20 protein-coding genes are annotated in these 23414 nt (G+C 64.0%); 12 read left to right on the top strand and 8 right to left on the bottom strand.

Translation table 11 applies throughout. The features are described 5' to 3' along the window. The first annotated feature begins 60 nt into the window (after nt 1-60). The 3 genes from cmk (at nt 61) to RPG13_RS08615 (ending at nt 3131) form a co-directional block, all read left to right on the top strand. Nucleotides 61-711 (top strand): (d)CMP kinase, encoded by a 651-nt coding sequence (gene cmk / locus RPG13_RS08625; protein WP_292221033.1) that lies wholly within the window; start codon nt 61-63, stop codon nt 709-711. Nucleotides 712-917: 206 nt separating this feature from the next. Beyond that, nucleotides 918-2615: a 30S ribosomal protein S1 gene (gene rpsA, locus RPG13_RS08620; protein ID WP_127206017.1), complete on the top strand. Its 1698-nt coding sequence runs from the start codon at nt 918-920 to the stop codon at nt 2613-2615. Between the two features lie 213 nt (nt 2616-2828). Further along, nucleotides 2829-3131 (top strand): hypothetical protein, encoded by a 303-nt coding sequence (locus tag RPG13_RS08615; protein ID WP_337124846.1) that lies wholly within the window; start codon nt 2829-2831, stop codon nt 3129-3131. 56 nt (nt 3132-3187) lie between these two features. On the opposite strand, the gene RPG13_RS08610 is transcribed toward RPG13_RS08615, so the two are convergent. The 3 genes from RPG13_RS08610 to RPG13_RS08600 form a co-directional block, all read right to left on the bottom strand. Then, on the bottom strand, nt 3188-3895 hold the full coding sequence (locus RPG13_RS08610; protein ID WP_095484348.1) for an SDR family NAD(P)-dependent oxidoreductase: 708 nt from the start codon (nt 3893-3895) through the stop codon (nt 3188-3190). 162 nt (nt 3896-4057) lie between these two features. Then, nucleotides 4058-5638: a 5-guanidino-2-oxopentanoate decarboxylase gene (locus tag RPG13_RS08605; RefSeq protein ID WP_337124845.1), complete on the bottom strand. Its 1581-nt coding sequence runs from the start codon at nt 5636-5638 to the stop codon at nt 4058-4060. Then, a complete protein-coding gene (locus RPG13_RS08600) occupies nt 5635-6483 on the bottom strand; it encodes a dimethylarginine dimethylaminohydrolase family protein (protein WP_337126998.1) in 849 nt (282 codons plus the stop codon). The genes RPG13_RS08605 and RPG13_RS08600 overlap by 4 nt, the downstream gene beginning before the upstream one ends. 219 nt (nt 6484-6702) lie before the next feature. On the opposite strand from RPG13_RS08600, the gene RPG13_RS08595 reads away from it, so the two are divergent. The 7 genes from RPG13_RS08595 to RPG13_RS08565 all read left to right on the top strand — a co-directional run bounded on the left by RPG13_RS08595 (nt 6703) and on the right by RPG13_RS08565 (nt 13046). Next, complete coding sequence (locus RPG13_RS08595) at nt 6703-7515, top strand: ABC transporter ATP-binding protein (protein ID WP_127290421.1); 813 nt, start codon at nt 6703-6705, stop codon at nt 7513-7515. A gap of 50 nt (nt 7516-7565) precedes the next feature. Continuing rightward, nucleotides 7566-8360, top strand: coding sequence for a transporter substrate-binding domain-containing protein (locus RPG13_RS08590; RefSeq protein ID WP_095484352.1), 795 nt, complete (start codon nt 7566-7568; stop codon nt 8358-8360). Between the two features lie 212 nt (nt 8361-8572). Next, nucleotides 8573-9238, top strand: a complete 666-nt coding sequence (locus RPG13_RS08585; RefSeq protein ID WP_095484354.1) for an ABC transporter permease — start codon at nt 8573-8575, stop codon at nt 9236-9238. After that, complete coding sequence (locus tag RPG13_RS08580; RefSeq protein ID WP_337124844.1) at nt 9238-10047, top strand: ABC transporter permease; 810 nt, start codon at nt 9238-9240, stop codon at nt 10045-10047. Before RPG13_RS08585 ends, RPG13_RS08580 begins: the two co-directional genes overlap by 1 nt. 94 nt (nt 10048-10141) lie before the next feature. Then, entirely contained in the window at nt 10142-11143 is a 1002-nt protein-coding gene (locus RPG13_RS08575) for an Ldh family oxidoreductase (RefSeq protein ID WP_126103912.1), read from the top strand. Nucleotides 11144-11484: 341 nt separating this feature from the next. Further along, nucleotides 11485-11937 carry a DoxX family protein gene (locus tag RPG13_RS08570; RefSeq protein ID WP_337124843.1) on the top strand — a complete coding sequence of 151 codons (453 nt, stop codon included), beginning with the start codon at nt 11485-11487 and terminating at the stop codon, nt 11935-11937. A gap of 134 nt (nt 11938-12071) precedes the next feature. After that, complete coding sequence (locus RPG13_RS08565; RefSeq protein ID WP_337124842.1) at nt 12072-13046, top strand: complex I NDUFA9 subunit family protein; 975 nt, start codon at nt 12072-12074, stop codon at nt 13044-13046. Nucleotides 13047-13064: 18 nt separating this feature from the next. Here the strand turns inward: RPG13_RS08565 and RPG13_RS08560 are convergent, their stop codons facing one another. After that, nucleotides 13065-14438 (bottom strand): cytochrome P450, encoded by a 1374-nt coding sequence (locus RPG13_RS08560; protein WP_337124841.1) that lies wholly within the window; start codon nt 14436-14438, stop codon nt 13065-13067. A 344-nt stretch (nt 14439-14782) separates the two neighbouring features. Here RPG13_RS08560 and gyrB point away from each other — a divergent pair, with 344 nt between their 5' ends. Then, nucleotides 14783-17254 carry a DNA topoisomerase (ATP-hydrolyzing) subunit B gene (gyrB, locus tag RPG13_RS08555; RefSeq protein ID WP_095484362.1) on the top strand — a complete coding sequence of 824 codons (2472 nt, stop codon included), beginning with the start codon at nt 14783-14785 and terminating at the stop codon, nt 17252-17254. Between the two features lie 255 nt (nt 17255-17509). Further along, nucleotides 17510-18427 (top strand): hypothetical protein, encoded by a 918-nt coding sequence (locus RPG13_RS08550; protein WP_095484363.1) that lies wholly within the window; start codon nt 17510-17512, stop codon nt 18425-18427. Nucleotides 18428-18537: 110 nt separating this feature from the next. On the opposite strand, the gene RPG13_RS08545 is transcribed toward RPG13_RS08550, so the two are convergent. From RPG13_RS08545 to RPG13_RS08530, 4 genes are all read right to left on the bottom strand, one after another. Continuing rightward, the gene (locus tag RPG13_RS08545) at nt 18538-20037 is read right to left on the bottom strand and encodes a hypothetical protein (RefSeq protein ID WP_337124840.1); all 1500 of its coding nucleotides are present in this window, start codon (nt 20035-20037) and stop codon (nt 18538-18540) included. 169 nt (nt 20038-20206) lie between these two features. Beyond that, a complete protein-coding gene (locus RPG13_RS08540; protein WP_337124839.1) occupies nt 20207-21604 on the bottom strand; it encodes an NAD(P)(+) transhydrogenase (Re/Si-specific) subunit beta in 1398 nt (465 codons plus the stop codon). A 6-nt stretch (nt 21605-21610) separates the two neighbouring features. Beyond that, complete coding sequence (locus tag RPG13_RS08535) at nt 21611-22036, bottom strand: NAD(P) transhydrogenase subunit alpha (RefSeq protein ID WP_029347614.1); 426 nt, start codon at nt 22034-22036, stop codon at nt 21611-21613. Beyond that, nucleotides 22036-23322 carry a Re/Si-specific NAD(P)(+) transhydrogenase subunit alpha gene (locus RPG13_RS08530; RefSeq protein ID WP_337124838.1) on the bottom strand — a complete coding sequence of 429 codons (1287 nt, stop codon included), beginning with the start codon at nt 23320-23322 and terminating at the stop codon, nt 22036-22038. Before RPG13_RS08530 ends, RPG13_RS08535 begins: the two co-directional genes overlap by 1 nt. Nucleotides 23323-23414: the final 92 nt, after the last annotated feature.

The following is a 23414-nucleotide window of genomic DNA, read 5'->3' as shown; positions in this document are numbered from 1 at the left end:
GCGCGAAGGATCGCCACGCCTATCTGGATCATTGTGCTTTTCGGTTACGGTGGGCGGCGAATGAGCACCCCCTTCACCATCGCCATCGACGGACCCGCCGGCGCCGGCAAAGGCACGCTGGCGCGGCGGCTGGCCGACCACTACCGACTGAACCTGCTCGACACCGGCCTCACCTATCGCGCGGTGGCCCATGCGCTGCTTCGGCTCGGCCTGCCGCTCGACAATGTCTCGGCGGCCGAAACCGCTGCCCGCCAGGTCGATCTGGCAAAGCTCGACCGGTCGGTGCTGTCGGCGCATGCGGTCGGCGAGGCGGCCTCGAAAGTCGCTGTGTTCCCGTCGGTGCGGCGCATACTGGTCGAAAAGCAGCGCGATTTCGCCAAGGCGGCGCCGGGCGCGGTGCTCGACGGCCGCGACATCGGCACCGTGGTCTGCCCCGACGCCGACATAAAACTCTATGTGACGGCGAGCGCCGAGGTGCGGGCACAGCGACGGCTGGCCGAGATCGAGAGCATCGGCGGCACCGCCAATTTTGACGAGATCCTGGCCGATATCCTGCGCCGCGACGAGCGCGACATGGGCCGCGCCGACTCGCCGCTGAAGCCGGCCGCCGATGCGCACTTGCTCGACACGTCGGAAATGGCTATAGAAGCCGCGTTTCTTGCGGCCAAGGCGATCATCGACGACGTTCTGGCCAAGAGAAACAAAGCCTGAGCCGGGTTTTCCTCCCGTTGCCGATTGCCGGCGGCGAAAAGATACCCATATCGGGCACGAACCCAGCCTGCCAGCATTCTTCATGCGCCGGAATTGCCGCTTAGGCGGCCAAGGGCTTTTTTGAAGCCCGGAACGCCGGCAGGCCAACGCAACGCTAACCCACGGCGCCCGCCCCGCGACAGATGCGGGGCATTCCAGGAGAAACTATGTCAGTTGCAAACCCCACTCGCGATGATTTCGCGAGCCTGCTCGAAGAATCATTTTCCGCCGGCCATTCCGGCGAAGGCCAAGTCGTCAAGGGCACGATCACCGCGATCGAAAAGGACATGGCTATCATCGACGTCGGCCTCAAGGTCGAAGGCCGCGTGCCGCTGAAGGAATTCGGCGTCAAGGGCAAGGACACGACGCTCAAGGTCGGCGACACGGTCGAAGTCTATGTCGAGCGCATCGAGAACGCGCTTGGCGAAGCGATGCTTTCCCGTGAAAAGGCCCGCCGCGAAGAGAGCTGGGTCCGCCTCGAAGAGAAGTTCACCAAGGGCGAGCGCGTCGAAGGCGTCATCTTCAACCAGGTCAAGGGCGGCTTCACCGTCGATCTCGACGGCGCCGTGGCCTTCCTGCCGCGCAGCCAGGTCGACATCCGCCCGATCCGCGACGTCTCGCCGCTGATGCACAACCCGCAGCCCTTCGAGATCCTGAAGATGGATCGCCGCCGCGGCAACATCGTGGTGTCGCGCCGCACCGTGCTCGAGGAAAGCCGCGCCGAGCAGCGTTCGGAAATCGTGCAGAACCTCGAAGAGGGCCAAGTGGTCGAAGGCGTCGTCAAGAACATCACCGACTATGGTGCGTTCGTCGACCTCGGCGGCATCGACGGCCTGCTGCATGTCACCGACATGGCATGGCGCCGTGTCAACCATCCGACCGAAATCCTCAACATCGGCCAGACGGTCAAGGTGCAGATCATCCGCATCAACCAGGAAACCCACCGCATCTCGCTCGGCATGAAGCAGCTCGAGAGCGATCCGTGGTCCGAGATCGGAACGAAATTCCCGATCGGCAAGAAGATCAAGGGCACCGTCACCAACATCACCGACTACGGCGCGTTCGTCGAGCTGGAGCCGGGCATCGAGGGCCTCATCCACGTTTCGGAAATGTCGTGGACGAAGAAGAACGTGCATCCCGGCAAGATCCTGTCGACGACGCAGGAAGTCGACGTGGTGGTGCTCGAGGTCGATCCGGCCAAGCGCCGCATCTCGCTCGGCCTCAAGCAGACGCTCGAGAACCCGTGGCAGGCTTTCGCCAGCAGCCATCCGGTCGGCAGCCAGGTCGAGGGCGAGGTCAAGAACAAGACCGAGTTCGGCCTGTTCATCGGCCTCGAAGGCGATGTCGACGGCATGGTCCATCTTTCCGACCTCGACTGGACCCGTCCGGGCGAGCAGGTGATCGAGGAGTACAATCGCGGCGACATGGTCAAGGCGCAGGTGCTCGACGTCGACATCGACAAGGAGCGCATCTCGCTCGGCATCAAGCAGCTGGCCAAGGACACGGCCGGCGAGGCAGCGACTTCAGGCGAACTGCGCAAGAACGCGGTTGTCACCTGCGAGGTCACCGGCGTCAAGGATGGCGGTCTGGAAGTGCGGCTGGTCGACAGCGGCATCGAGACCTTCATCAAGCGCTCCGACCTCAGCCGTGACCGCGACGAGCAGCGCCCCGAGCGCTTCACGGTCGGCCAGAAGGTCGACGCCCGCGTCATCGCCTTCGACAAGAAGACCCGCAAGCTGCAGGTCTCGATCAAGGCGCTGGAAATCGCCGAGGAGAAGGAAGCGGTCGCTCAGTACGGCTCGACCGACTCCGGCGCTTCGCTGGGCGACATTCTGGGTGCCGCGCTGAAGAAGCAGGGCAGCTAAGTCTGCAAACGCCACGCCTAGCGCACGGCTCGAACACACAACCCGCGGACCGAAAGGTTCGCGGGTTTTTTCATGATCGCGAGAGTCGCGCAATGTCACTGGGTGGCCCGGCAGCCGGTCATGCTTGAAACGCCCGATGGAGCCTGTAGTCTGCCGCATCGGCCCGAAAGGTCGGTCCGGGGACTATGCGAAACGATCGAAGGCGCGAGTTCTATGATCCGCATCGGTTTTAGTCTTGCAATCCTGTTGATCGGCACGATCGCGGCATCGGCAGCCCTGCCGCCCCACTGGCAACGCAAAGCCGAAATCCAGGCCATAGTCGACAGCGGCGCCGTCGCCGGCGTGCTGGAAAGGCGCGGCCCGATCGACGCGGTCGAGCGTGTGGGAAACGACCATTACCGGGTGCGGGCCGGCGGCTGCGCACTCGACGTGCTGATCGTCGACGATGCCAGCGCGGCCGTGATGCCGGGACCGCGCAAGTTCTTGCTCAAGCTCGGCGAGCTCGTCTGCAAATGAGCCCCCGGATGACGCTGATTTCCAGCGAGTCCTCGGCCCGATCCGATACCGGCCAATCAGGCCCTGCCGTAAAGCGGCACCAGTGTGCCGCTCATCGCCAGATTGGCCGGCGAAGCGAGGTATGCAATGGCCTCAGCGGCAGCTTCCAGGCTGACCCATTTGCTGAAATCGGCAGCCGGCATGTCAGCCCGGGTAGCCGGCGTATCGAGGGTCGAGGGCGCGACCGCATTGACCAGGATGCCCTTGCCCTTGAGTTCTTCCGCCATCGCCACCGTCATTGCCGCGACCGCCGCCTTGCTGGCGGCATAGGCGACCATGCCGGAACCGCGCCGCAGGTCGAGCCCGGCGCGCGCCGTGACATTGACGATACGGCCCGACACGGAAGATTCCAGCATCGAGCGTATCGCCGCGCGGCAGCACAGGAAGGTGGTACGGGCGTTGGTGTCCATCATTTCTGCAAAGGACGCGGGCTCGATCTTCTCGACCGGCGCGGCGGTGAAGCCGCCGGCCAGATGGATGGATGCCCACAAATCCGTAACACTGGCGTAGAACGCATCGACCTTGGCGGGGTCGGCGAGATCGACATTGTGCGCCAGCCGGACGCGCTCATGGGCCGGGAAGGGAAAATGCGCAGGCGCGGCAGCATGGGCATTGGGCACATGGCAGATCGCGCCCTGCTCCAGCAGTTTGCCGACAACCGCGCCACCGAGCGCTCCGGTGCCGCCGGTCACCACAATATGCCTGCCGTCCAGTGTGTCCGTCATCTTCGACCGCTCCAGTCATTCATATGCCGCGCCGCCGCCGAAGGGTCGCGCCTTTCGCGCGATCACTCAACCGAAATCTCGATGACACAGCGTCGCTTGTGCGCGTCAAGCCGTCGGCTATCCATCGAAGATCGTATCTCCAAGCAGACGCTGCCACAGCACTCAATCGACAGTGATCTCGATGACATACGGCAGTCCGGTCGCCCGCGCGCGCTTAAGTGCGTCTGCCAGATGACCGATGCCGGCGAGTCGCTCGGCGGCAATGCCATAGGCTTCGGCCAGCTTGCAGAAATCAGGCGGCGCCGGCGATACGCCGACCGGCTCGACGCCGACATCGAGCATCGAGGTTTCGATTTCGCGATAGCCGCGATTGTTCCAGACGACGAAGATCACCGGCGCCGCAGCATCGAGCGCGGCTCCCAGTTCCGGCAGCGTGAACTGAAACCCACCGTCGCCGGTGAGACAAACGACCGGCGCATCGGGCACGGCAAGGGCCGCACCGATCGCGGCCGCCGGACCATAGCCCAGCGCGCCGAAGCCGGTGGCGGCGTTGAACCAGCCGCCCGGGCGGTCGTGGTCGTAATAGAGGTTGGCGGCATAGACCGGCTGGGTCGAATCGCCGACGATGATCGAGCCCGGCAATGCATCACGGATCACCTCGACGGCGCGGGTTTGCGCTTGGAGACCCGGGCTGATTTCGGCGAACGCGGCTTGCCTGGTCGCAGCGGCGCGAGCCTGACCGTCGCCCGATGGCGCCTGGTCCCTACCAATTTCTGAAAGCAGCGCCTCGAGGGCTACGCCACAATCGGCCTGGATCGAAATCGTAGCTGGTCGGCGGGCAAGCTGGTCGGCGCCGATGTCGATGCGGATGAGATTGGTAGGCAGGACAAAGCCGCCATCGCCATATCCATCATAGTCGGTCGGGCCGAACTCGGTGCCGGCGGCGATGACCAGGTCGGCGTCGGCAATCAGCGCGCGCACCGCCTTCAGGCTGGGGCTGGCCGGCACGGCAAGCGAATGGCGGTGCAGCAGGCCGCGGGCATTGGCGGTCTGAACCACTGGTGCTCCCAGCCTTTCGGCGAGGCGCTGCAACGGCGCTTCGGCTCTCCTGGCGCCGCCGCCGGCAAGGATCAGCGGTCGGCGGGCAGCCGCGCAAAGTCTTGCCGCCTCTGCTATCGCCGCCGCATCCGGTTCGGGCGGCGCTACATTCGTCAGCAAAGCCGCGATGCCATCGGCCGGCTTGACCATAATATCGGTTGGGATCTCAATATGGACCGGACCGGGACGCGAGGACGAAAACAGGGCGAAGGCGCGGGCGAGCACGCCGGGCAGTTCGCCAGCCTCGGTGACACGGTGCGAGAATAGCGCGACCTTCTCCATCATGCCGCGCTGGTCGGGCAGCTCGTGCAGATGGCCGAGGCCCTTGCCCAGTGTCGGCGTGGCGTTGACGCCTGAGATCACCAGCATCGGAACCGAATCGGCGCGGGCCTGGCCCATGGCGGTGATGGTGTTGGTCAGCCCCGGCCCGGTGATGACGAAGGCGACGCCCGGCCTGCCGCTGGCGCGCGCATAGCCGTCGGCCATGAAGCCGGCGCCCTGTTCGTGGCGCGGCGTGACGTGGCGGATCTTCGAGCGCGCCAGCCCGCGATAGAGTTCGACCGTATGCACACCCGGAATGCCGAAGACGGTGTCGACATCATGGGCCTCGAGCAAAGTGATGAGCGCTTCGCCGATTGTCGTCATTGTCTGAGCACCGGACGTGTAAGGCAAGTCGGGCCGCCCTCACAGGCGATACACAGCGCGTCCGCCTCGAAGGTCGAAACCCTGCAGCCGGCGGCCGCCATGGCCGCCGCGGTCTTCGGGAAGCCGGCGACGGCGATCACGTCGCGCGGCGTGGTCGGCAGCACATTGAGGCTGAGTCCGTTGGAGGCGAAGAACTCCTGCGCGTCGCCCTCGACCAGGCGAATGCCGCGCGCCCGCAGCATCTGGTAGAAGGCAGCCGGCAAAAGCGGTGCATAGACCAGCGCCAGATCGTCGGCGAGCGGACTGATCACCGACATCAGATGCAGGCATGCCTCCTCGCCGTGCCAGAGCGGCAGGTCGTAACCGTAGACCTGGATACCTTTGGGTGAGAGCAGGTTGGCGAGTTGCTGGATGCCCTCCTGGTTGGTGCGCACGCCGCGGCCGACGGCCAGAGTCCTTGCATCCAGCCAGACGCAGTCGCCGCCCTCGACCTGTCCGGGATGCTCGATGCGACCAAGGACAGGCACGCCCATGCGCCTGTAGGCCGCCTCGTGCAGGCCGGGCTCGGCCCGGCGCAGCGCCTTGCCCATGGCAAGGATGATGGCGCCGTGGTCGGTCATCAGCGACGGATCGTGGGTGAAGACGGAATCGGCAAGCCCGTCGTCGGCGTCGGTCAGCCATTCGATCTCGGCGCCAGATGCCGAAACCAGCGTCGTCAGCGCCTCATGCTGGGCAGCCGCCTTTTGCGGATCGAAGCCGGGGCCATAGTGCCATTCCGATGCTTCGGCGCGGTGCATGGCGCTTGCGGCGGACCGCATCAGCACGCGCTGCAGGGGCCCGGCCATGGACTGCGACCCGTATGCTTTACCCACCAAGTACTCCTGAAACATCCCATCCAGCCAATAGCTACTCAGCGAGCCGTGATCAATGGTCCAAAAAGCATGGTTGACGGAGGCAAGCGGAACGGTCCATCTTGAGAATGAGAAGTCTGTCCAGTGATGGGTAATGAGTAAAAGATTCCAGCAGCGACGGGTCCAGCCGCTTCGTGAGGCACCGAAAAGGTGATAACGCAAGGCACGGCCCCCGCCCTGAAGCACACGGCGCAGAACAGCGCCGCCGAAGCCATCCATGTCGAGAACCTGCACAAGAAATTCGGCGAACTGCATGTGCTGAAGGGTGTTTCGCTGTCGGCGCGCGACGGCGAGGTCATCGCCATCATCGGCGGCAGCGGTTCGGGCAAGTCGACGCTGCTGCGCTGCATCAATTGCCTGGAGAACCCGACCAGCGGCATCGTCCGCGTCAATGGCGAGGAGATCCGGATGAAGGCCGACAGCCACGGCCACACGGTTCCCGCCGACCGCAAGCAGATCGAGCGCATCCGCTCCAAGCTCGGCATGGTTTTCCAGAATTTCAATCTGTGGAGCCACATGACGCTGATCGAGAACGTCATCGAGGTTCCGGTGCATGTTCTTGGCGTCAAGCGCGAGGTGGCTATCGCCGAGGCCGAAAAGCTGCTCGCCCGCGTCGGCCTGGCCGAGAAGCGTGACGTCTATCCGGCCTATCTGTCGGGTGGTCAGCAGCAGCGCGCGGCCATCGCCCGGGCGCTGGCCATCAATCCGCGCGTCATGCTGTTCGACGAGCCGACCTCGGCGCTCGACCCGGAACTGATCGGCGAGGTGCTGAAGGTGATCGGCGATCTGGCGCGCGAGGGCCGCACCATGGTGCTGGTCACCCATGAGATGAAGTTTGCCCGCGAGGTCGCGACGCATGTCGTCTATCTCTATAACGGGTTGGTCGAGGAAGAGGGACCGCCGGAGCAGATCTTCGGCGCTCCGAAATCCGAAAGGCTGAAGCAATTCATCCGCAACATCGGTTAAGCCGAGGCGGATGGACAAACGGGAACAACAACAAACTGGGAGTTACTGAAATGAAGACCGTTCTGAAGACATTTGCCGCAGCGCTGTTGCTCGGCGTTGCCGCGATGGGCGTGGCCAAGGCCGATCCGGTCAAGATCGGTGTCGCCGCCGAACCTTATCCGCCGTTCACCTCGCCGGATGCCTCGGGCAAATGGGTCGGCTGGGAGATCGAATTCATCGACGCGGTCTGCGCCGAGCAGAAGCTCGACTGCGTTATCACGCCTGTCGCCTGGGACGGCATCATCCCGGCGCTGACGACCAAGAAGATCGACGTTATCGCCAGCTCCATGTCGATCACCGACGAGCGCAAGAAGACGATCGACTTCTCCGACAAATATTACAATACGCCGACGGCCATCATCGGTCCGAAGGACCAGAAGTTCGGCGCTTCCCCGGAAGATCTCAAGGGCAAGATCATCGGCGTCCAGGTTTCGACCGTGCATGCCGACTACGTCAAGAAGCACTTCACCGAAGCCGCGGAAATCAAGGAATATCAGACCCAGGACGAGGCCAATCAGGATCTTGCCGCCGGTCGCGTTGATGCGGTGCAGGCCGATTCTATCGCGCTCGATGCCTTCCTGAAATCGGATCAGGGCAAGCAATGCTGCGATATGAAGGGCACGGTCGCGCCGGATCTGGCAATCCTTGGGCCCGGCGTCGGCGCTGGCGTCCGCAAGGAAGACACCGAGCTGAAGGAGAAGATCAACGCCGGCATCAAGGCGATCCGCGCCAACGGCAAATATGACGAGATTTCGAAGAAGTACTTCGATTTCGACATTTACGGCGCCGACACACAGTCGAACTGACGGCATCGCTGAGCGAATAACCACACGGCGCGGACAGCGCGCCGTGTGGTTTCGCCGAAATCCACCCATGCAAGCTTTCCGCTGACGGCATCGCCGGCGGTTTTGGCGCCAGCAATTCGGGGGCGACGCTGATCGACGCATTTCTTCCGGCCTCTGCGGCCCGCATCATCGAACTTCTTTCGCCGACGCCGCCTGGCTGGGGCGGAACACTTCTGGTCGGACTTCTCCACTCCGTCGAGATCGCTGCCGGTGCGTTCGGCCTCGGCCTCGTGATCGGCATTTGCGGTGCGTATGGCAAGCTCTACGGCGGACCCGTGGTGCGCGATCTGCTGGCGGTCTACACGACGATCGTCCGCGCCGTGCCGGAGCTGGTGCTGATCCTGCTGCTCTACTATGCAGGCACCGATTTGATCAACCAGCTGCTGACGGCAATGGGATATCAGCGCATCGACATCAGCGGGCTGGTGGCCGGCATTGCCGTGCTCGGCTTCGTCCAGGGCGCCTATTCGACCGAGGTGATGCGCGGCGCGATCCTTGCCATCCCACAAGGCCAGATCGAGGCCGCAAGAGCCTTTGGCATGTCTCCCGGCCTCCTGCTGCGACGCATCACGCTGCCGGCGATGCTGCCCTTCGCCATACCAGGCCTCGCCAATCTCTGGCTGATCGCCACCAAGGACACCGCCCTGCTCGCAGTCGTCGGCTTCTTCGAACTGACATTGGCCACGCGGCAAGCGGCGGGCGTAACCAAAGCCTATCTCACATTCTTCCTCGCCGCAGGCATGATCTATCTTCTGTTGACGCTGGTCTCCAATCTGATCATCGGCCGCATCGAGGCCCGGGCCCGGCGCGGCATGCCTTCCGTCAAGGAGGCGCGTTGATGGCTGTCGAAGCGACCATCGTCAACGTAGCCGCCCGCGCGTCGCTGTGGCTGCAGCCGCACCGCATCGTGCTGGTCCTGATCGGACTGGCTCTGGTTCTGGCGGCCGCCTTCTTCATGCGCTGGGACTGGCTGCCGCAATATTATGAAATGGCGCTTGTCGGCATCTGGCGCACGCTCTGGATCCTGGCCGTCACCTGCGTACTGGGCTTCACGCTCGCTGTGCCGCTCGGGTTGGCGCAGGCGGCCGGGCCCTTCTGGTTAGCTGCGCCCGCAAAGGCTTTCTGCACCGTCATCAGGGGAACGCCGCTGCTGCTGCAGCTCTGGCTGCTCTACTATGGGCTCGGCTCGCTGTTTCCGCAGTATCCATGGATTCGCGAATCCTGGATGTGGCCGTATCTCAGGCAAGCCTGGCCCTACGGCGTCCTGGCGCTGACCTTGTCCTTCGCCGGTTATGAGGGCGAGGTGATGCGGGGCGCCTTTGCCGGGGTGCCGAAGGGCCAGCTCGAGGCCGCCCGTGCGTTCGGCATGAGCCGCTGGAAGATCCTCCGGCGGATCTGGCTGCCGCAAGCTTTTTACCGGGCGCTACCGACGCTGACCGGCGAAACCGTGCTGCAGCTGAAATCGACGCCGCTGGTGGCGACCATCAGCGTGATCGACATCTTCGCCGTCTCGTCCAAGGTGAGGCAGGGCACCTTCCTCACCTATGAACCCTTGCTGCTCCTGGCGTTGATCTATATGGCGATCACCGGCATCCTGGTCTTCGCCCTCGGCAAGATCGAGGCGCGGATCCCGAACAAGATCGGCTAGGGTTTTTAGTGAGTAGTCGGTAGTGAGTAGTGCGTAGGCAGTCGCTCACACTACTCACTAAATCCCTACTCACTACTCACTAGAGGCACTCACAATGCAACTCAGTCTCGACCAGGCGACAGGGCTGTGCCGGATGGCGGCGCTCGGCGCCGGCGCCAATGAAGAAGCGGCGCAGTCGCTCGCAGCCTCCATCGTAGCGGCCGAGGCGGAAGGTCTGTCGACGGTCGGGCTGTCGCATTTCATCGACTATCTCGAAGCGCTGGAGGCCGGCCGCATCGACGGCAAGGCCGAGCCGGTCATCACCAGGCCGGCTTTGGCGATCTATCTCTCCGACGCGCGTGGCGGTCTGGCGCATACGGGCTTCGACCGCACGATCGACGGTCTCGCCAAGGCGGCGCGCCTGTTCGGCGTCGCCATCTTTTCGCAGAAGAACGCCTATACATGCGGCGCACTCGGCTATTTCACCGGGCGGCTGGCCGCGCAGGGGCTGGTGTCCTTCGCCGCGACCAACGGACCGGCTGTGCTTGCCGGCTCGGGCTCGGTCAAGCCGGTCTACTGTACCAACCCGATGTCCTTCGCCGCGCCCGCCGCCGACGGAGCGCCACTGGTCATCGACCAATCGTCGAGCGCCACGGCTTTCGTCAACATCCGCAAGGCGGCCGAGGACGGCAAGAAAATTCCCGAAGGCTGGGCCTTGGACGTCAGCGGCAACCCGACCACCGATCCCGCTGCCGCCATGAAAGGCGCGATGCTTGCCTTCGGTGGCCAGCGCGGCGCCAACATCGCGCTGATGGTCGAAGTGCTGGCGGCGGGCCTATCGGGCGCCAACTGGTCGCTCGATGCACCATGGTTCACCGACGGACCGGATAGCCCGGGAACCGGCCTCTTCGTGCTGGCCGTCGAGCCCAAGCTGCTCGATCCGGATTTCGAGAAGCGCATGAAGGACCAACTCGACCGGTTGCGCCGCCGCTACGGCGTGCATGTGCCCGGCCGCGCCCGAGCCGAAGCGGCGGAGAAGGCGGCGGCACGGGGCATAACGGCGCCCAAGGCCGTGGTCCAACGCATCTCCGAATTCGCCGCCCGGTATTCTTCGTAGAAAGTTTGTCTGCGTTTTTTTCGCCGTCGTTGAACCTTTTTGCGCTGTGCCGCGACCAATGCCTGTCCGGGGTGGGGTTTGCCCGGGCGGTGACATCCGGGCCCGATGTGTCCAAGGCTGAGGCGGGCGTCTCACGTCGTCCTGATACCGTCTCAGGTCAGGCCGCCTCGTCGGACCTTGACGCCGACCATGGAAGTCACCCGGAAAACCCCGCTTCGGCGGGGTTTTCTGCGTTCTCTCGGGTCTGATCGGTTAACATGCCTGTTTTGGTCAACTTTTGTTCATTTGACTTTAGCCGAGGTGGTCGGGTGTTTGCGCCGAGCAGCAAAAGAGGAGCCCCAATGTCCGCAAGCACCGACAATTCCAGCAGAAGCCTTTTCTTCCCAGCGCTTGGCAGCCTCTATGCGGCGCTGAACACCGCCTCCGAAACCATCCTGCGTGCCGTGGCCGGCATCTTCCTCACCATCCATGGTTCGCAAAAGATCACCGATCCGTTCGGCGCCGCCGAGATGGTCGAAGGCCTCGGCTTCTATCCCGGCGCATTTTGGTCTCTGCTGCTGGCCTGCACCGAGTTCTTCGGCGGCATCCTCATCGCTATCGGCCTGTTGACCCGCCCGGCCGCCTTCGCCGGAATGTTCGTGCTTCTGGTCACGGTGTGGTTCCATTGGGTCACTATGGGGCAAGGCTATTCGGGCGCCGAGAAATCGCTGCTGTGGGCGGCGATCCTGTTCTTCTTCGTCATCCGCGGCGGCAACCGCCAATCGATCGACGCGCGCATCGGCAGAGCGTTCTGAACCAGCCGAAGCAGAGGCATCGGCGACAATTGATCGCCCTTTGCCTTTGATGCGAAACCGATTATGAAACGGCTTCAGCCAAGCCCCAGTAGATCTGGGCCCCAGTAAATCTGGAAACTGCGCCGGAGCCAGCAATGACCGAAATCCTGCAGACCCCAAAGCTCGTCGTCGTGTTTGGCGGCTCCGGCTTTGTCGGCCGCCACGTGGTGCGGGCGCTGGCCAGGCGCGGTTATCGCATCAGGGTCGCCTGCCGCCGGCCCGATCTCGCCGGCCATCTGCAGCCGCTCGGCAATGTCGGCCAGATCCAGCCGGTGCAGGCCAATGTTCGTGTGCGCTGGTCGGTCGACCGCGCCGTGCAGGGTGCCGACCATGTCGTCAACCTGGTGGCGATCCTGCATGAGAGCGGCCGGCAGAAATTCACGTCCGTCCACGAATTCGGCGCCCGCGCGGTCGCCGAAGCGGCGCGCGCCGTCGGCGCCGGCCTCACCCACATCTCGGCGCTGGGCGCCGATCTGAACGCGCAATCGGACTATGCGCGCACCAAGGCGCTCGGTGAGAAAGCTGTTCTGGAAACCATCGGCGATGCCGTCATCTTGCGGCCGTCGATCAATTTCGGGCCGGAGGACAGCTTCTTCAACCGCTTCGCCAACATGGCGCGTTATTCGCCGGTGCTGCCGCTGATCGGCGGCGGGCAGACCAAATTCCAGCCGGTCTATGTCGGCGATGTCGCTGAAGCGGTGGCGCGCTCGGTCGATGGCAAGGTCCAGGGCGGCCGGGTCTATGAGCTTGGCGGACCGAAGGTGCTGACCTTCAAGGAATGCATGCAGGAAATGCTTGCGATGATCGACCGCAAACGGCTTCTGGTGTCGGTGCCGTGGTCGGTGGCGAACATGCAGGCATCGATCCTCGGGCTTTTGCCCAATCCGCTGCTGACCAAGGATCAGGTCCTGCAGCTGCGCGAGCACAACATCGTGTCGGACGCGGCCACAAGGGAAAACAGGACTCTCGCCGGCCTCGGCATCCAGCCGCAGTCGATCGGCAGCATCCTGCCGAGCTATCTCTGGCGCTACCGCGCCGCCGGCCAGTTCCAGCGCAAGACGGCGGCATAACACCAGCCAATCAGACGCTCACGAAACGCGCCGTGTGACCTGCATCGGCAGGCCGCCCTGCGGTTGCGTCGTCAGTTTCTGCACCGGCCACGGCTTGGTCTCGGCGGTGGTGTCGAAGCGGAAGCGCGACAGCATGATAGCCAGCGCGATGATCGCCTCCTGCATAGCAAAGCTGGCGCCAATGCAGACGCGAGGGCCGGCACCAAACGGCAAATATTGGAAGCGGTCGATCTTCTCGCGATTTCCCGGATGAAAGCGTTCGGGCATGAAGGCGTCAGGCCTGTCCCACAGCTTGCGATGACGGTGAACGACCCAGGGCATGACCAGCACCGCGGCGCGCCTCGGTATATAGAGGCCGTTCCAGGTTTCGGGCTCGATCGGCTCGCGATTGATCGACGGCGCCGGCGGATAGAGCCTGAGCGCTTCGTCGAACGCGGCGCGGGTCAACGGCATGGCGTCGAGCCACTTTGTCGGGTCGGGCTCGCGCGCCAGCACGGCATCGATCTCGCGCTCGATCTTTTCGCGCTCCCAAGGCGCTTCGGCAAGGCAGTAGAGCGTCCAGCCGAGCGCACGCGCCGTGGTTTCGTGGCCGGCGCCGATGAAGGTGATGATGTTGTCCTCGACCTCGGCGCGCGTCAGCCCGTCCGGTCCCTCCGCCTTGAGCAAAAGCGTGAGAAAGTCCTGTGGCACGTTGTCCGGATCGCGCTTGACCCGCTCTTCGCGCATCTTGACGGTGTCGGTGACGATCTTGCGGAAATAGGCCATGGTCTTGCGGCCGCGGATGCGGGTCAGGCGCGGCAGCCATTCGGGTGCCCGCAACAGGTCGAGCGGATCAACCCGGCCCATGGTCTCGAACAGCCGGTCGATCTCCTTGGCGAAGCTGCCCGGCTCGCCCGATATTTCGCCGGAAAACAGCGTCTCGGCCAGGATGTCAAAGGTAAGCAGCGTCATGTCATGGGCGATGTCCGACGTGCCGCCGCCCTCGTAGCGCGTGACGAACTCCCGCGTGCGCCTCAGCATCGGCTCGGCAAAACCGAAGATGTGGCGCGGCGTGAACACCGGCGCCATCGCCTTGCGTGAACGCCTCCATACCTCACCTTCGGCGGTCAGCAGGCCGTCGCGCAGGATCGGCCGCAGGATCATCTGGCGCACCGTCGCCATCTTGTAGTTTTTGGCGTTGTCGACCAGCACGTGGCGGATGAGGCCGGGGTCGTTGGCGATGACCAGTGGGCCGCCGATACCGGTCACCGATATCCAGGGTTGGTTGTAGGTCGGCTCACCCCACAGTTCGAGCGGGTTGCGGTAGACGATGCGGATCATCTCCAGCGTCGAAGGCGGCGACGTGCGCGGCTTCGGCGCCGGCGGGACGAAGGGGGCGGGCTGACTGTCCATGGCGTGCTCCGCTGGTGAACTCAATGTAGGGACTGGTAAGGCAAGCGTCCATGTGGCCGAACGGCAAAGGCCGAAGTACCGGCTCTCCGGAATGTGACCGGGCACAGAAAGTGCCTAGTTGTCGAAACAGGCTGGCCTGCTCTTGTTGCCACCGCTCTGTTCCCAAAACCGGTTCCCATTTTTCAGTCCGATGCTCTGCTGGACAGGCGTCCTCTGCTTCCCTCCGGAAATGCCTGCAAACCTTGGAAAAACCGCCTTTTGTGCCTATATCTAGGACATCAAAGCGGCGCGATTCGCAGCCATATTTTCGCGCTGGATATGCGGCATCAATCAGACAGGTTTTCATGAGCGATCAGATCGACAACGCCAGCGGCGCCGAGGCCGAGTACGGCGCCGATTCCATCAAGGTTTTGAAGGGGTTGGATGCCGTCCGCAAACGGCCGGGCATGTATATCGGCGATACCGACGACGGCTCGGGCCTGCATCACATGGTCTACGAGGTGGTCGACAACGCCATCGACGAGGCGCTGGCCGGCCATGCCGACCTCGTCACGGTGACGCTCAACCCCGACGGTTCGGTGACGGTCATCGACAATGGCCGCGGCATTCCGACCGATATCCATACCGGGGAAGGCATTTCGGCGGCGGAAGTGATCATGACCCAGCTGCATGCCGGCGGCAAGTTCGACCAGAACTCCTACAAAGTGTCCGGCGGCCTGCACGGCGTCGGCGTCTCGGTGGTCAACGCGCTGTCGGCCTGGCTGAAGCTGAAGATCCGCCGCAATGGCCAGATTTACGAGATGAGCTTCACACACGGCAATGCCGACGCGCCACTGAGGGTCACCGGCAGCTACGAGCAGCGCAAGGTTGCCGGCACCTATGAGGGGCGCAGCGGCAGCGAGATCACCTTTTTCCCGTCGTCCGAAACCTTTACCATGGTCGAATTCGACTTCGGCACGCTGGAGCATCGGCTGCGCGAACTCGCCTTCCTGAATTCCGGCGTGCGAATCGTTCTGACCGATGCCCGCCATGCCGACGTCGTGCGCCATGAGCTGCACTATGATGGCGGGCTGGAGGAGTTCGTCAAATATCTCGACCGCGTGAAGAAACCGCTGATCGACAAGCCGATTGCGATCAAGGCCGAGCGCGACGGCATCACCGTCGAAGTCGCCATGTGGTGGAACGACAGCTACCACGAGAACGTGCTGGCCTTCACCAACAACATTCCGCAGCGCGACGGCGGCACGCACCTTGCCGGTTTCCGCGGCGCGCTGACGCGCCAGATAACCGGCTACGGCGACTCCTCGGGCCTCACCAAGAAGGAGAAGGTAGCGCTGATCGGCGACGATTGCCGCGAAGGGCTGACGGCGGTGCTGTCGGTCAAGGTTCCCGACCCGAAATTCTCCTCGCAGACCAAGGACAAGCTGGTCTCGTCCGAAGTCCGCCCGGTGGTGGAAGGGCTCGTCAACGAGGCGCTCGGCACCTGGCTCGAAGAGCATCCTGCCGAGGGCAAGGTCGTCATCGACAAGGTCATCCAGGCGGCAGCGGCGCGCGAAGCCGCGCGCAAGGCGCGCGACATCACCCGCAAGAGCTCGCTCGGCGTCACCTCGCTGCCCGGCAAGCTGGCCGACTGCCAGGAACGCGACCCGGCGAAGTCCGAAATCTTCATCGTCGAGGGCGACAGCGCCGGCGGCTCGGCCAAGGGCGGCCGTTCCCGCCAGAATCAGGCCATTCTTCCGCTGCGCGGCAAGATCCTCAATGTCGAGCGGGCCCGCTTCGACCGCATGCTCGGCTCCGACATGATCGGCACGCTGATCACCGCGCTCGGCACCTCGATCGGCAAGGACGAATTCAACGCCGACAAACTTCGCTACCACAAGATCATCCTGATGACCGACGCCGACGTCGACGGCGCCCACATCCGCACCTTGCTGCTGACGTTCTTCTTCCGGCAGATGCCGGAGCTGATCGAGCGCGGCCATCTCTATATCGCGCAGCCGCCGCTCTACAAGGTGACGCGCGGAAAGAGCTCGCAATACATCAAGGATGAAAGCGCCTTCGAGGAATTCCTGATCGGCTCGGGGCTGGAAGAGGCGTCGCTTGCGCTCAGCACCGGCGAGGTGCGGGCCGGACAGGACCTGCGCAGCGCCATCGACGATGCGCTGGCGGTGCGCCAGCTCATCAATGGGCTGCACACACGCTATAACAGAGGCGTGGTCGAGCAGGCGGCGATCGCGGGCGGGCTCAACCCGGAGGTTTTCGCCGATCTCGGCCGGGCCAACGCCATGGCCGAGCGTGTCGCCCGGCGTCTCGACATCATCGCCGAGGACACCGAACGCGGCTGGACCGGCCGCATGTCGACCTCGAACGAAGGCATCGGCGGCTATGTGTTCGAGCGCACGGTGCGCAGCGTCAAGGAGTTCGCGCATCTCGATCTCGCGCTGATCAATTCGGCCGATGCCCGCCAGCTCGACCGCTATGCGCCGCGCCTGGCAGAGGTCTATGGCGAGCCGCCGGTGCTGCGCCGCAAGGATGTGGCCGAAACCATCTCGGGACCGCTGGCACTGCTCAACGCCGTGTTTGCCACCGGACGCAAGGGCCTGACCATGCAGCGCTACAAGGGCCTCGGCGAGATGAACGCCGAGCAGCTCTGGGAAACCACGCTCGACCCGAATGTGCGCTCGCTGCTGCAGGTCAAGGTCAATGACGCGACGGACGCCGACTCGCTGTTTTCGCGACTGATGGGGGACGAGGTCGAACCCAGGCGCGAGTTCATCCAGGAAAACGCGCTGTCGGTCGCTAATCTGGATATCTGAAGCCCAAGCCGGGTGCTCAATTTCGGATGTTTGAGACATAATTGGTAGGCTTAAGCTTACCAAACATGTCTACCGCCCCCAACAAAGATCACTGAGGGCCGGCCGGAACGGAACGGCTTCCAAGGCATTGTAATCGATCAACGATCACAATAGCCGCAGGAGGCACTCATGGGACGTGGCATTTTGCTCTGGCTTCTCGGAGTCCCGATTCCGATCATTATTCTCATCATGCTTTTCGCACGGTAGGGGGCTGACATGCAGTCAACCCTAACGGCTGTCGACGTTTCCACGCCGACGGAATCCTCCTCCACCGCTGTCAGCTGGGGGCCGATCATTGCCGGCGCGTTCGCTGCCTCGACGCTGACCTTGATCCTGATGCTGCTCGGCTCCGGGCTCGGGCTGACCATGGTTTCGCCGTGGTCCGGCTTGAGCACCTCGGTCACAACTTTCGCGGCCTCCACCGCGGCGTGGCTGATCATCGTGCAGTGGCTGTCGTCGGCTCTCGGCGGCTATCTTGCCGGGCGGCTGCGCACCAAATGGGTCGGCGTCCACACCGATGAAGTCTTTTTCCGCGATACCGCTCACGGCTTCCTCGCTTGGGCGCTTGCGACCTTGCTCGTTGCCGCGGTGCTCGGTTCGGCGCTCTCCGCGGCTATCGGAACTGGTGTCCAGGCCGCTTCGACTGTCGCGTCTGGCGCGGCAATGGGCGCTTCGGCAGGTGCTAGTGCGAACGTCGGAAGCGGCTCGACCGACAACGCAACGTCGTACTTCGTCGATACGTTGTTCCGCCCGGCCGATGCGGCCAGGCTTGCTGCCGCCAATCCGGAGAGCGATGCGGCGGCCACGGCGCAGGCTTCACGCATTTTGATCGCGAGCGCAGCTGCAGGCGAAGTTTCGGCAGACGACAAGACCTATCTGTCGCAGTTGGTGGCTGCCCGCACGGGGCTGTCGGAACCGGATGCCAAGGCCCGTGTGGATGCGGTGATTGCCAGGGCACAGGAAACAAAGGTCCAGGCCCAGCAGGCCGCCGATACCGCCAGGAAGGCCGGTGCCAGTTTTGCGCTGGTTGGCGCGCTGTCCCTGGTCGTCGGCGCCTTCATCGCGAGCGCGGCGGCCGCCCTTGGCGGCAGGCAACGCGACGACGAGGAGGCGGTCTTCCTGACCAACCGTTGATCGGTGCTTGACGGTGCCCTCCATGCCGGACTGTGAGCCGGCATGGGCCTGTTGTTTTAATGGCGATCGCCATGGATTGCGCGCGCTGATTCGCCGAGACGAGCGGGCTCCTATTTTCCAGCAGCGATCGTCGGCACTGCCTGACTTGGCTCGAATTTGCGGCCGAGGTCGACTGCGTCGCGCAGCACGTCAATATGCGAACGCGGCGTGCCGGCGGCTGGGGCGATCTCGATACCGGTAGCCTTCAGTGACCAGTAGAGCGTGTGGGTGAAGATGCGACCACGCGAACTGCGCAACTTGACCTGAATGTCCTCCACGCCGGGGCCGAAATTTTCTGCCATCGGCCCGGAAATCGGGTCGCCCGTCAGCCAGCCATTGCCCCGGTCGAAGATATTGGTCCAACGGGTCGCGGCAAACACCGCACCATGATGCACCGCCCGCTGTGGCTTGCCCGAACGGCTGCGCCCTTCCTGGTAAAGGACGGTTCCACCGGCCGCCTTCTCGGCAATCGGCGGGCATGCCGAGAACAGCCGCTCAGCGATGCCGCGCCTGAATTCGGCGAGATTGTAGGTCACCAGAAATTCGCTGTGAGTCAGCGGACTGCCAAGCGTGACGAAATCGCTGATCTTCCATGGTAATGGATGATCGGCGTCCCTGACGCGAAGCTGCCGATAGAGCTCCCATTGGGCGCGCCGGAATCCGGAAAAATCATCCAAGCTGGGCCACGCAGCACCATCTGACTTGAGCGTGGCCTTGTCGACGGCGTGGATTGCCTTCAGCCTCGCCTTGTCGCGGGCAGCTTCCAGCTTTCGGGGCCTGAAATCGGCCCACAATATCTGCAGCAGATCATAGGCGATGATTGATCCCAGGCTGTGCGAGACCAGCACGACCCGGTCGTAGCTATCGTCCATCATGAGACGCCTCAGCAGCGTCAGGCCACGGTCTCGGACAAGCGCGCGCTTCTCGACCGTTGCCGCTTCAGCACGCACATAGGCGGCCACATCGCCGAAATAAGGCAGGCCAAATCGGTCCACCAACCAGATGACGAACGAGGCCAGGATCGTGACGAGCGTGCCCGTGGTCCAGGAAAGATACCCTTGCGAGGCCGATGTCGCGAGCACGAGCGCCGCACACAGGACCGTTATGACGGCCAGAAGCGTGACGACATAAAGCCCACGGGCATCGCGCGGAATGTCGGCGGGCTTGCGCCAGAGCAGGCTCGTCACCCAGGCTGCAAGCCGGCCCCGTGTCGTGCCTTGCGTGATGTCGGCCCAATAGAGCTCGTAGAAATCGGTGCGGCGGCCAGCGACGTCGTAAGGGGTGGTGATCCGGCGAAGCTCATGCGAATTCGTCCGGCTGTCGGGCGTGATCCAGCTCCGGTTGATCTTCTCGCCGGCGGGCCAGCCTGGATCGGAGACACGGGCATAAAACGGCACGCGAGCGGGATCGTGACTCCAGACAGCCTGAACAAATTCCCTCAGCGTGCTCATGGGCCGCTGTTCGCCCATGCCATGCACGATGACCACAGCCTGGCTGAGCTTGCGGGGCGCTTTACCCGGGACCGGCGTATTGGCCGTGACCGGCGACGCAGCAGGATGACGGTCGGACACCAGTGCCTCCGTTGGTGCAAATCCCGGAACAGAATTCGCCCATCGTAGCTCTGAAACCGGCATGGAAGCAAAGACGCTCCAGGCCGGATGCTCAGGGTCAAGAAAAAACTCGGCGGGGAGCCGGGCTTAATTCGAGCAACTGGCGGTGTATCGGGGCCGCGAAGCCGGATCAGTGATCCATGGCCTTGACGATCTCTTCAGTCATCTTCTTGGCGTCGCCGAGCAGCATCATGGTGCCGTCCTTGTAGAACAGCGTATTGTCGATGCCGGCATAGCCGGAGCCGAGCGAGCGCTTGACGAACAGACAGGTGCGGGCCTTGTCGACATCGAGGATCGGCATGCCGTAGATCGGCGACGACTTGTCGTCACGAGCCGAAGGGTTGGTGACGTCGTTGGCGCCGATGACATAGGCGACGTCGGCTTGCGCGAATTCGGAGTTGATATCCTCCAGCTCGAACACCTCGTCGTAAGGCACGTTGGCTTCGGCGAGCAGCACGTTCATGTGGCCGGGCATGCGGCCGGCGACCGGATGAATGGCGTATTTCACGTCGACACCGGCTGCCTTGAGCTTGTCGGCCATCTCGCGCAGCGCATGCTGCGCCTGGGCGACCGCCATGCCGTAGCCCGGCACGATGATGACCTTCTGCGCGTTCATCATCAGATAGGCGGCGTCGTCGGCCGAACCCTGCTTGACCGTGCGCTCGATACCGTCGTCGACGGCAGCCGCCGTCTCGCCGCCGAAGCCGCCGAGGATGACCGAGATGAAGCTTCGGTTCATGCCCTTGCACATGATGTAGGACAGGATCGCACCGGACGAGCCGACCAGCGCGCCGGTGATGATCAGCGCCAGATTGCCGAGCGTAAAGCCGAGTGCTGCCGCCGCCCAGCCCGAATAGGAATTCAGCATCGAGACGACCACCGGCATGTCGGCGCCGCCGATGGGGATGATGAGCAGGACGCCAAGAACAAGCGATGCCACCACGATCAGCCAGAACACCAGCTTGGACTCGCTGGTGACCAGCAGCACGATCAGCACGACCAGCGCGATGCCAAGCGCCGCGTTGATGACGTGGCGGCCGCCGATCATGATCGGCTTGCCCGACATGCGGCCGTCGAGCTTAAGGAAAGCGATGACCGAGCCGGTGAAGGTGATGGCGCCGATGGCGACGCCGAGGCTCATCTCGATCAGCGCCTGGGCGTGGATGTCGGCGACCGTGCCGATGCCAAAACTTTCCGGCGCATAGATGGCGGCAGCCGCCACCATGACGGCGGCAAGGCCGACCAGCGAATGGAAGGCGGCGACCAGCTGCGGCATCGAGGTCATGGCGATGCGTCGGGCGGTGACCGCGCCGACCGAGCCGCCGATCAAAAGACCGAGCACGATGAGGCCGAAGCCGCCCGCCGAAGGGGTCGCCAGCGCCAACGTGGTGGCAATGGCGATGCCCATGCCGATCATGCCGTACATGTTGCCCTGACGGCTGGTGGTCGGGTGCGACAGGCCGCGCAATGCCAGGATGAACAGGATGCCGGAGACCAGATAGAGGAAGGAGGCGAAGTTGGCGTTCATGGCGCTCTACTTGTCCTTCTTCTTGTACATGGCCAGCATGCGCTGGGTGACGAGAAAGCCGCCGAAGATGTTGACCGAGACCAGCATCAGCGCGACGAAACCGAAACCGGTGGCGATGCCGGACGCCGAGATGCCGACTGCAAGCAGCGCGCCGACGACGATGACCGAGGAGATGGCGTTGGTCACTGCCATCAGCGGCGTGTGCAGCGCCGGCGTCACCGACCAGACGACGTAATAGCCGACGAAGATCGCCAGGACGAAAATGGCGAAACGGAAGACGAAGGGATCGATCGCCCCGCCGGACAGCGCGTGCGCCGCGTCGCCGGCCGCATCGGTGCCGCCGGGAGCGGTGGCCAGATCCTGCACCGCAAGCCGGACGGCGGCGGTCGCTTGGTCGAGCTGGTCGAGGGCTTTCTGCAAGGTCTGGTCCATCACGCGATCCCTTTCGGCTTATTAGCGGGCGACTTGGGTGCGGCAGGTTTCTTTGTAGCGGCCGGTTTCTTTGCAGCAGCGGGCTTCGCGGAAGCGTCGGCGACCATCGTTTTGGCCGGGATCGCCGGCGGTTCGACACGCGGCGCTTGCTCAACCCTGACGAAAGCCGGATGCACGACCTGGCCGCCGTCGGTCAGCATCGTCGCCTTGACCAGATCGTCGTCGCGGTTGATGGCAAGCGTCTTCGTGGTCTTGTCGACCAGCGTCTCGATGAACGCAAAGAGGTTCCTGGCATAGAGCAGCGAGGCGGATGCCGCGACGCGGCCCGGCACGTTGAGATGGCCGACGATCTTTACCCCGTTGGCCGTGGTCACCACCTGCCCGGGCACGGCGCCTTCGACATTGCCGCCGCGCTCGACCGCGAGGTCGACGATCACCGAGCCGGGCTTCATCGAGGCGACCATGGCCACTGAGACCAGCTTCGGCGCCGGGCGGCCGGGGATCAGCGCCGTGGTGATGACGATGTCCTGCTTGGCGATGTGCTCGGCGGTCAGCGCCGCCTGCTTGGCCTGATACTCCTTCGACATTTCCTTGGCATAGCCGCCAGCGGTCTCGGCGGCCTTGAACTCCTCGTCCTCGACCGCCAGGAACTTTGCGCCGAGCGAGGCGACTTGCTCCTTGGCGGCGGGGCGCACGTCGGTGGCGGTGACGACGGCGCCAAGCCGTCTGGCCGTCGCAATGGCCTGCAGGCCGGCGACGCCGACGCCCATGATGAAGGCTTTCGCCGCCGGCACTGTGCCAGCCGCCGTCATCATCATCGGCAGCGCCCGGTCATATTCGGCAGCCGCGTCGATCACTGCCTGATAGCCGGCGAGGTTCGCCTGGCTGGACAGGACATCCATGGACTGGGCGCGGGTGATGCGCGGCATGAACTCCATCGAGAAGGCGGTGACGCCGGCCCTTGCCAGAGCATCGACGGCAGCATCGTTGCCGTAGGGATCCATGGTGGCGATGACCGCTGTGCCCCGGCGATAGGCCTTCAGCTCCGCTTCACTAGGCCGGCGCACCTTCAGCACCACATCGGCCTTGGCGACATCGCCGGCCTTGCCGATCGCAGCGCCCGCCTTGGAAAACTCCTCGTCGGGAATGCGCGATGCCGTGCCGGCCCCGCTTTCGACGATCACGTCGAACCCCAGCCCCGCCAGCCGCTTCACCGTATCCGGCGAGGCGGCAACGCGCGGCTCGTTCGCATCGAGCTCACGAGGGATGAAAACCGTCTGTCCCACCGCATGATCCTTTCGGCTGGAACCTGTCTGCGCAGGACGCCGGCCGGACTTCCGGCGATGTCGCGGGCAAGGGTTTGAAGGGCAAGGGGTTT

This window comes from Mesorhizobium sp. ISC15 (genome assembly GCF_037162615.1).
In the GTDB taxonomy this organism is placed as follows: Bacteria; Pseudomonadota; Alphaproteobacteria; order Rhizobiales; family Rhizobiaceae; genus Mesorhizobium; species Mesorhizobium mediterraneum.
The sequence above is the reverse complement of the archived record's forward strand: the minus strand, read 5'-3'. Positions and strand labels throughout refer to the sequence as shown.